The 7,026-nt window shown below is 71.1% G+C and carries 10 protein-coding genes; 4 read left to right on the top strand and 6 right to left on the bottom strand.

Annotated elements, in window-relative coordinates:
* Window positions 1-1,251: glycosyltransferase family 4 protein (locus ABZ154_RS31455; RefSeq protein ID WP_356837770.1), on the bottom strand; the 1,251-nt coding region annotated here is incomplete at its 3' end.
* 291 nt (window positions 1,252-1,542) lie between these two features.
* Here ABZ154_RS31455 and ABZ154_RS31450 point away from each other — a divergent pair.
* Both ABZ154_RS31450 and ABZ154_RS31445 read left to right on the top strand, forming a co-directional pair.
* Window positions 1,543-2,166: a TetR family transcriptional regulator gene (locus ABZ154_RS31450; protein WP_356837769.1), complete on the top strand. Its 624-nt coding sequence runs from the start codon at window positions 1,543-1,545 to the stop codon at window positions 2,164-2,166.
* On the top strand, window positions 2,154-2,477 hold the full coding sequence (locus ABZ154_RS31445; RefSeq protein WP_356837768.1) for a hypothetical protein: 324 nt from the start codon (window positions 2,154-2,156) through the stop codon (window positions 2,475-2,477). Before ABZ154_RS31450 ends, ABZ154_RS31445 begins: the two co-directional genes overlap by 13 nt.
* A 55-nt stretch (window positions 2,478-2,532) precedes the next feature.
* On the opposite strand, the gene ABZ154_RS31440 is transcribed toward ABZ154_RS31445, so the two are convergent.
* The 3 genes from ABZ154_RS31440 to ABZ154_RS31430 form a co-directional block, all read right to left on the bottom strand.
* Complete coding sequence (locus ABZ154_RS31440; protein ID WP_356837767.1) at window positions 2,533-2,907, bottom strand: type II toxin-antitoxin system VapC family toxin; 375 nt, start codon at window positions 2,905-2,907, stop codon at window positions 2,533-2,535.
* Window positions 2,907-3,053, bottom strand: a complete 147-nt coding sequence (locus ABZ154_RS31435; RefSeq protein ID WP_356837766.1) for a hypothetical protein — start codon at window positions 3,051-3,053, stop codon at window positions 2,907-2,909. Before ABZ154_RS31435 ends, ABZ154_RS31440 begins: the two co-directional genes overlap by 1 nt.
* 119 nt (window positions 3,054-3,172) lie before the next feature.
* The gene (locus ABZ154_RS31430; protein WP_356837765.1) at window positions 3,173-3,829 is read right to left on the bottom strand and encodes an ATP-binding protein; all 657 of its coding nucleotides are present in this window, start codon (window positions 3,827-3,829) and stop codon (window positions 3,173-3,175) included.
* A gap of 193 nt (window positions 3,830-4,022) precedes the next feature.
* Between ABZ154_RS31430 and ABZ154_RS31425 the strand changes: the two genes are divergently transcribed.
* Complete coding sequence (locus tag ABZ154_RS31425) at window positions 4,023-4,907, top strand: helix-turn-helix transcriptional regulator (RefSeq protein ID WP_356837764.1); 885 nt, start codon at window positions 4,023-4,025, stop codon at window positions 4,905-4,907.
* Window positions 4,904-5,107, top strand: coding sequence for a DUF397 domain-containing protein (locus ABZ154_RS31420; RefSeq protein WP_356837763.1), 204 nt, complete (start codon window positions 4,904-4,906; stop codon window positions 5,105-5,107). The genes ABZ154_RS31425 and ABZ154_RS31420 overlap by 4 nt, the downstream gene beginning before the upstream one ends.
* Window positions 5,108-5,131: 24 nt before the next feature.
* Here the strand turns inward: ABZ154_RS31420 and ABZ154_RS31415 are convergent, their stop codons facing one another.
* Window positions 5,132-5,986 (bottom strand): helix-turn-helix domain-containing protein, encoded by an 855-nt coding sequence (locus ABZ154_RS31415; protein WP_356837762.1) that lies wholly within the window; start codon window positions 5,984-5,986, stop codon window positions 5,132-5,134.
* Complete coding sequence (locus ABZ154_RS31410) at window positions 5,983-6,816, bottom strand: peptidoglycan-binding protein (protein WP_356837761.1); 834 nt, start codon at window positions 6,814-6,816, stop codon at window positions 5,983-5,985. The genes ABZ154_RS31415 and ABZ154_RS31410 overlap by 4 nt, the downstream gene beginning before the upstream one ends.
* Window positions 6,817-7,026: the final 210 nt, after the last annotated feature.

Genomic DNA, 7,026 nt, shown 5'->3' with positions numbered 1-7,026 from the left:
GGAGCCACCACATTGGTGCGGAGTACCTTCTCGAAGACGTCCACCGGATGGTCGAGCAGCGGTCTGATCGGCCAGCAGCCGGCCGAGCGCCCCGGCCAGCGCGTCCGCGTCGCCGGGCGCCACCGCGAGGCAGGTCTCCCCGTCGCGGCCGGAGACCTCGGGGATCGCGCCGCCTGTGGTGGCGACGAGGGGGGTGCCGGTGGCCATCGCCTCGGCGGCGGGCAGCGAGAACCCCTCGTACAGCGACGGCACACAGGAGACCTGGGCGCTGCGTACGAGGTCGACCAGCTCGGCGTCGCTGATGCCCTTGACGAACTCGACGGCGCCGGTGAGCCCGTGCCGCTCTATGGCCCGGGCGACCGGTCCGTCCTCGGCGCGCTTGCCGACGACGACGAGGTGGGCGGCGGGGTTCTCCGTGCGGAGCTTGGCGAGCGCATCGACGAGGTGGACCAGGCCCTTGAGCGGGACGTCGGCGCTGGAGGTGGTGACGATGCGGCCCGGCACCTCGGCGACGGAGGGGTCGGGCGACCAGAGGTCGGTGTCGGCGCCGATGTGGACGACGCTGATCCGGTCCGCGCGGACGCCGAGGTCCTCGACGATCTCGTCACGGGAGGAGCCGGAGACGGTGAGGACGGTGTCCAGCTTGCGGGCGACGCGCTTCTGCATCCGGGTGAAGGCGTACCAGCGGCGTACGGAGGCGCGCCGGCGGCGGGTCGCGGCGGCCGCCAGGTCGAGCCTGCGGTCCACGGTGATGGGGTGGTGGATCGTCGTCACGAGCGGGGCCCCGAGGTCGCCGAGGAGCCCGTAACCGAGGGTCTGGTTGTCGTGGACGACGTCGAACTCGCCGCGCCGGGCCAGGAGATGGCGGCGGGCGCGGAGGCTGAAGGTGAGCGGTTCGGGGAAGCCGCCGGTCCACATGGTGGCGACCTCGGCGAGGTCGACCCAGTCCCGGTACTCGCCCCACTTCGGCGTACGGAACGGATCGGGCTGCCGGTAGAGGTCGAGGCTGGGCAGCTCGGTGAGCGGAACGCCCTCGTCGAGTACGGGGTAGGGCTGCGCGCCGATGACCTCGACACTGTGTCCCAGCCGCGCGAGCTCACGCCCGAGGTGGCGGACGTAGACGCCCTGGCCGCCGCAGAACGGGTTGCCCTTGTACGTGAGGAGCGCGATGCGCAGCGGCCGGTCGCCGGCCCCGGCGGAGGAGCTGCTGCCGCCCGTGCGGGGGCCCGTCTCTATGGCCTCAGCGGTCACACTCGGCCCCCTTCTGACTGCGTGTTCGCCGGAGCGTAACCGGTAGCGCTAATCTAGAACAAGTTTCAGACTTGATCGTTCGACGTGCATCGAATCTACCGGCAGGTAGCGTCGGTGTGAGGCCCGGATCAGGTGATTCGCGCCACGACGGACACCCTGGCATGCTGTGCGCGCCCGGACGCACGCGCGGGGTCCGGGCGGGTGCGGAACGCAGGGATGAACCACGGATCGCGGATCACGGATCGTGAACGGGGACAGCATGATCACGCAGGGATCGCGGATGGGGACAGCATGACCGCGGACGCCAGACCGGCAGCGCCGCCGCTGACCGAGCGGCAGGAGGCCCGCCGCCGCCGCATCCTGCACGCCAGCGCCCAGCTCGCCAGCCGCGGCGGCTTCGAGGCGGTGCAGATGCGCGAGGTGGCGGAGGCGGCCGGGGTGGCCCTGGGCACCCTCTACCGCTACTTCCCCTCCAAGATCCATCTCCTGGTCGCCACCATGCAGGACCAGCTCCAGCACATGCACTCCACGCTCCGCAAACGCCCCCCGGCCGGCGACGACGCGGCCCAGCGGGTCGCCGAGACCCTGATGCGCGCCTTCCGCGCCCTCCAGCGCGAACCGCACCTGGCGGACGCCATGGTCCGCGCCCTCACCTTCGCGGACCGCAGCGTGAGCCCGGAGGTGGACACGGTCTCCCGCCTCACGACGGCGATCATCCTGGACGCGATGGGCCTGGAACACCCGACGCCGGAGCAGCTCTCGACGGTCCGGGTGATCGAGCACACCTGGCACTCCGCGCTGATCACGTGGCTGTCGGGCCGGGCGTCGATCGCCCAGGTCAAGATCGACATCGAGACGGTCTGCCGCCTGATCGACCTGACCGAGGAGAGCGGAGCGACACCATGGCATGGGTAGTGGGCACGGGCACGCTCCTGGGACTGCTGGCGATCGCCATGGGAACGGCCACGCTCCAGACAGGGTGGATCGCGCCCACGGCACGCCGCCACGTCACCAGGCCGCAGCTCCACGGATGCGGCGCCCTGCTCATGGGTGCCTCCCTCGTGCTCCAGAGCCTCCTGCACTTCCGGGTGCTGCCGGGCGTCTCCTGGGAGGTCCGCTTCTACGGCGGGAACGCCCTGCTGCTCGGCGGGATGCTCCTGCTGATCCTCAGCCAGACGTTGCCGCTCCGCCGAAGCCGCGATCACACCCACCCCTCGGACGCCTGAGGGGTGTCGGCGGCCCGGGTCCGGTGCGGCGCCGAGCGCGCATGCCTGGCATGCGTCACACCGGCATGACCTCGACGTCGTACTGCGAAATCCACGGGTTACGAGTCACGACGACCAGCCCATGGGCCTGCGCCTGGGCGACGAGAATCCGGCCGAAGGGGTCGTCGTGCACCATCGGGAGCCGCCCGGCCCGCACGCCGTGCGCGGCGGTGACGGGCAGACTCGGAAACGCGAGGTCGCGCACCCGTTCCGCCAGGTCACCCGGGCCTTCGATCAGGCCCATGTGCTGCTTGAGGGTGATCTCCCACGGCGACACGGCACTGATGTGCACGCCGTCCGTGGTGTCGAGCAGGTGCTTGACGGGTTCGGACAGCTCCGCCGCGTCATCGAGCCACCACACGATCACGCGGGTATCGAGGAGGAGGCGCATCAGGCCACTCCGAAGACGGCGGCGATCCTGGGATGCGGATCATCGAAGTGGGCGGGGACACGCACCTGCCCCCGCAGCGAACCGCGCCCGGCCCGCCGGACGGTGGGCCGCACGGAGTCGGCGACGAGCAGCGGCACAGGCACCACCGGTACACCGGCCCGGCTGACCACGGTCGGCCACCCGCCGACGAGCTGGAGCAACGTGCCGCGAAATCGCGGCTCCGTACACCGCGCCGAACGCCCTCGAACCCTGCGCCACAGACTCCTCACGACGCCACCACGGGGTCGCCGGCCGCGGGCGGCCGCACACCGTCCCGCACCATGAGCGGTTCCGCGGCATCCATCCGCAGGCCGGGCCCGTCATCCAGGCCGATCACGACCGCGAGCCCACCCGAGGCGTACCGCTCACTGCGCACGCTGCGGACGGTGCACCAGGCACCCCAGACCCGCACGGACTGACCGGGTCGCACGGTAGCGGCGGCGATCTCGGCCTCGGCGGCCACCGGTTCGGACGCGGCCCCGGGTGCCATCACCTCCGCCCAGACCGTCTTGCCGATCCCCGCCGACCGCTCGTCGACGCCCCAGCGGTACGCCAGCGCCTCCACGAGCAGCAGCCCCCGCCCGCCGGTCTCCAGCTCAGCGGGCCGCCGCACGACGGGGCGCCCTCCACCGGCGTCACTCACCTCAAGCCGGAGCGAGGCCCCCCGGTCCCGGCACATGATGCGAACGCCGATCATCCGGTCCCCGGGGACGGCGACCCGCAGGGCGTTGGTGACGAGCTCCGAGAGCACCAACTCCGCCGTGTCGGCGGGCGCCTCCCCGGCTCGCCACTCACCGAGCTTGGCGCGCAGGAGGGCGCGGACCCGGGGGACGCTGCTGCGGCGTCGGACCAGCCGGAAGTTCACTTCACATAGTTCAGCCATCACGGTCCTCCAGTGGCGCGGTCGACTGAAATCCCTTGCGGGAGAGGCCCGTTCACATGAGGTTCTCTCCAACACCAGCAGGATGAGCTCGCAGCACTCGAAAATGCAACGTTGCCGATGGCCTCAACATCATTTTTCCCTCTTTCGGGTAACCTCGCCCTAACAGAGCCGCTACTTTGCTAAAGGTGTTCACATGCACGCGAAGAGCGCCGCCGCCAACACATCCACCGTCCTCGGCCGCCAACTCGGCGATGAACTGAGGAGGTTGCGGGAGGCAGTCGGCCTGACCACCAGCCAAGCGGCCGAAGCCCTGGACTGCACCAAGGGCAAGATCAGTCGGATCGAGAACGGTCGGGTGGCGGTCCGGCTCCCCGATCTGACGGCGATGCTGCACGCGTACGAGATCTCCGACCCCGGCATCCGGGACCGTCTCGCCTCTTTGGCCCGCAAGGCCAACCGCAGGCGACGGGAGGGCTGGTGGAACCAGTACGGCGATGTCCTCGCCGACACCTACCGCGACTACATCGCCTTGGAGGCCATGGCTGGATCGATCCGCACCTTCCAAGCGCAGCTGATTCCCGGACTGCTCCAGACCCCGGAGTACATCCGCGCCGTTACCGTGGCTTCGCGCCAGTGGCAGACGGCGGACGAGATCGATAAGTTCGTCCAGGTCCGTCTGGCACGACAAGAACGACTCCTGGACGACGCCCCACTACAGCTCTGGGCCGTACTGTCGGAAGCCGTCCTCCTCCAGCAAGTCGGCGGTGCCCAGGTGATGAACGCGCAGTTGCAGCACCTGCTGGCCAGTTCCGAGCACCCGAACGTGACCGTGCAGGTGCTGCCGTTCTCGCGCGGGGCACATGCGAGTATGTTCGGCCCGTACGTAGTGCTGGGTTTTCCCGAGGAGGGGGCGCTCGACGTGGTGCTGGCGGACAACCCGTCCGGTTCCATGTGGCTGGAACGGGAGGCGGACGTCTCGCGCTACCAGGACCTGTTCGATGCCGCGCGGACGTCCGCGCTCTCCCCGACGGAGTCCCGCGCTGTCATCCGTCGCAGGGCCAAGGAGCATCAAGCATGAACAGCGCACACCACAGCCCGCCGAACTTGTCAGGCGCGCAGTGGCGTACCAGCTCGTACAGCGGCGGCAACAACGAGTGCGTCGAGGTCGCCCCGAACCTCCCCCACCTGATCCCGGTCCGCGACAGCACTCGCCCCACGGGCCCCGTCCTCACCTTCCGCCACGACGCCTGGCAGGCGTTCATCGGCGACCTGGCGTAACGCCGGCTCCCGGCGGCGCACGGTTCAGGGGGTCGGCGACGCGGCCGGATAGCACTGCCGAGGCCCGTCCGGGGCACGGCTGACGCAGACCCGAAGGGTCTCCGGGCTGTCCGTGGCGACCATGGGCGTGTGGAGGCGGACCCCGGTCGCGTACTTGTCCGGCACGGTGAGCGTCTGCGGCGCCCCGCCCGCCGCGGAGACGGTGAAGACGTCCCCGATGCGCTGCCCCCAGACCCGCGCCCAGCCCGCACCGCACCCGGCTTCGTACCGCAGGTCGACCCGGAGGCCGGGGGCGGGCCGGTGGGTGGCGACCATGGCGGGGTGCATACCGCAACGGGTGGCGATGACGTCCTGGCCCGTGCACCGCTGGCCGTAACAGGCGAACTCGGGCTCGGAGGACGCCGGGGCGTCGGCATCGGCGCTCTCCGACCGCCAGGGGCCTGCCATGACCAGCCAGACGGTACAGAGGAGGGCGGCGGCGAGGACGACGGCGGTGCGCGCGTGGCGGAGGGAGGGACGCCGGTTGTGCTGCTCCGGCCGCGGGGGTTCTTCGCGTACGGGTACGGGTACGGCCCCGGCTGCCGGCTCGGGCACGGGTGCGGGTGCGGCCGGGCGCGGAGGCCGGTTCCTGGCGGTCTCGGCGCGCTCCCAGAGGGCGAGCGTGTGCGCGGGAGGCTGCCGGGCGAGGCGGCAGAGGGCCACGACAGCGGCACGCGGCGGAGGGGTCTTCCCATTGAGGTACCGCTCCCACGACGACTTGCTGTACGGGGTCTGAGCCGCAACCTCTTTCAGCGACAGCCCACTTCGCGACCGGATGGCACGCAGAGCCTCGGCGCAGGCGCTCTCCTCGGCGGTGGGCTCCAGGGGCAGCAGACTCATCCGCGCAACACCTTCCAGGTGTCGGGCCCGACCAGCCCGTCGTCCTCGATCCCCGCCTTCGCCTGCAGCCGCTTGACGGCCTGTTCGGTGTTGGGGCCGTAGACCCCGTCCACGGCGCCCGGGTCGAAGCCCGCTTCGCGCAGCAGACACTGGGCCTCGACCACGTCCCAGCTGGTGGTGTTGTGGGCCAGGACGGTCTGGTGCGTACCGCTGTGTCCGGCGTAGGTACGGCCGCTGTGCTGCTGGATGCGGCAGGGGTAGGAGGTCTCGCGCCCCCAGACGTAGGGCCCGTCGTGGGCGCTGGTGAACGGGGACTGCGGGGCAGCGGCCTTGCTCGAGGTCTGCCACGGCTCGGCGATCACCACCCCACCGGCGACGGCGACCCCGGCCCCCAGCACGACGAGCGCGGGCCACCGCCGCCACCAGGGGCCGGGGGAGGCGGCCGTACGGGGCACGGGGCCGGGGTCGCCCGCCGCGTCGACCGTGCGGGGCACGGGGACCAGGCCATGCGCCGGCTCCGGCGCATGGCCTGGTCCCAAGCCCCCCACGCCCCCCGAGTCCTCAGCCCCGCCGCGTCCTCCGGGCTCCTTCCGCGCGGCCGCGTCCGATGCCGCCACCTCACGCAGGGCCAGCAACGGCACCGGATCGCAGCCGGCCACGGTGCACAACGCCCGTACCGCGTCCGCCGAGGGCAGGGTTCGGCCGTTCAGATAACGCTCCCACGAGGACTTGCTGTACGCCGTCTTCCGCTCCAGCGCCACCAGCGTCAGCCCACCACGGCTCTTCACCGTCCGCAGCCCCGCCACCAGCTCGGCGGCCGGCTCACTCAACGACTCCGGCATCCCCCGTCCGCGCGGCATAGCGCTTCCCCCCTCTTCTTGCCCGGTGACGTCAGCAGGCCCGGCAACACGCCGCGCGTCAGACGAACTTCATGCCCTGATCCTCCCTCGGAGGAACTGCTCAGAATATTTCACCGCCACACTCGGCAACACAAAGGAGGCTGATAATTAGGCCTATACGGCGTTATGCAGACTGCAGCC

Source organism: Streptomyces sp. NPDC006261, from assembly GCF_040613515.1.
Lineage (GTDB): Bacteria > Actinomycetota > Actinomycetes > Streptomycetales > Streptomycetaceae > Streptomyces.
Note: the sequence above shows the minus strand (reverse complement) of the source record. Positions and strands in the feature narration are given on the sequence as shown.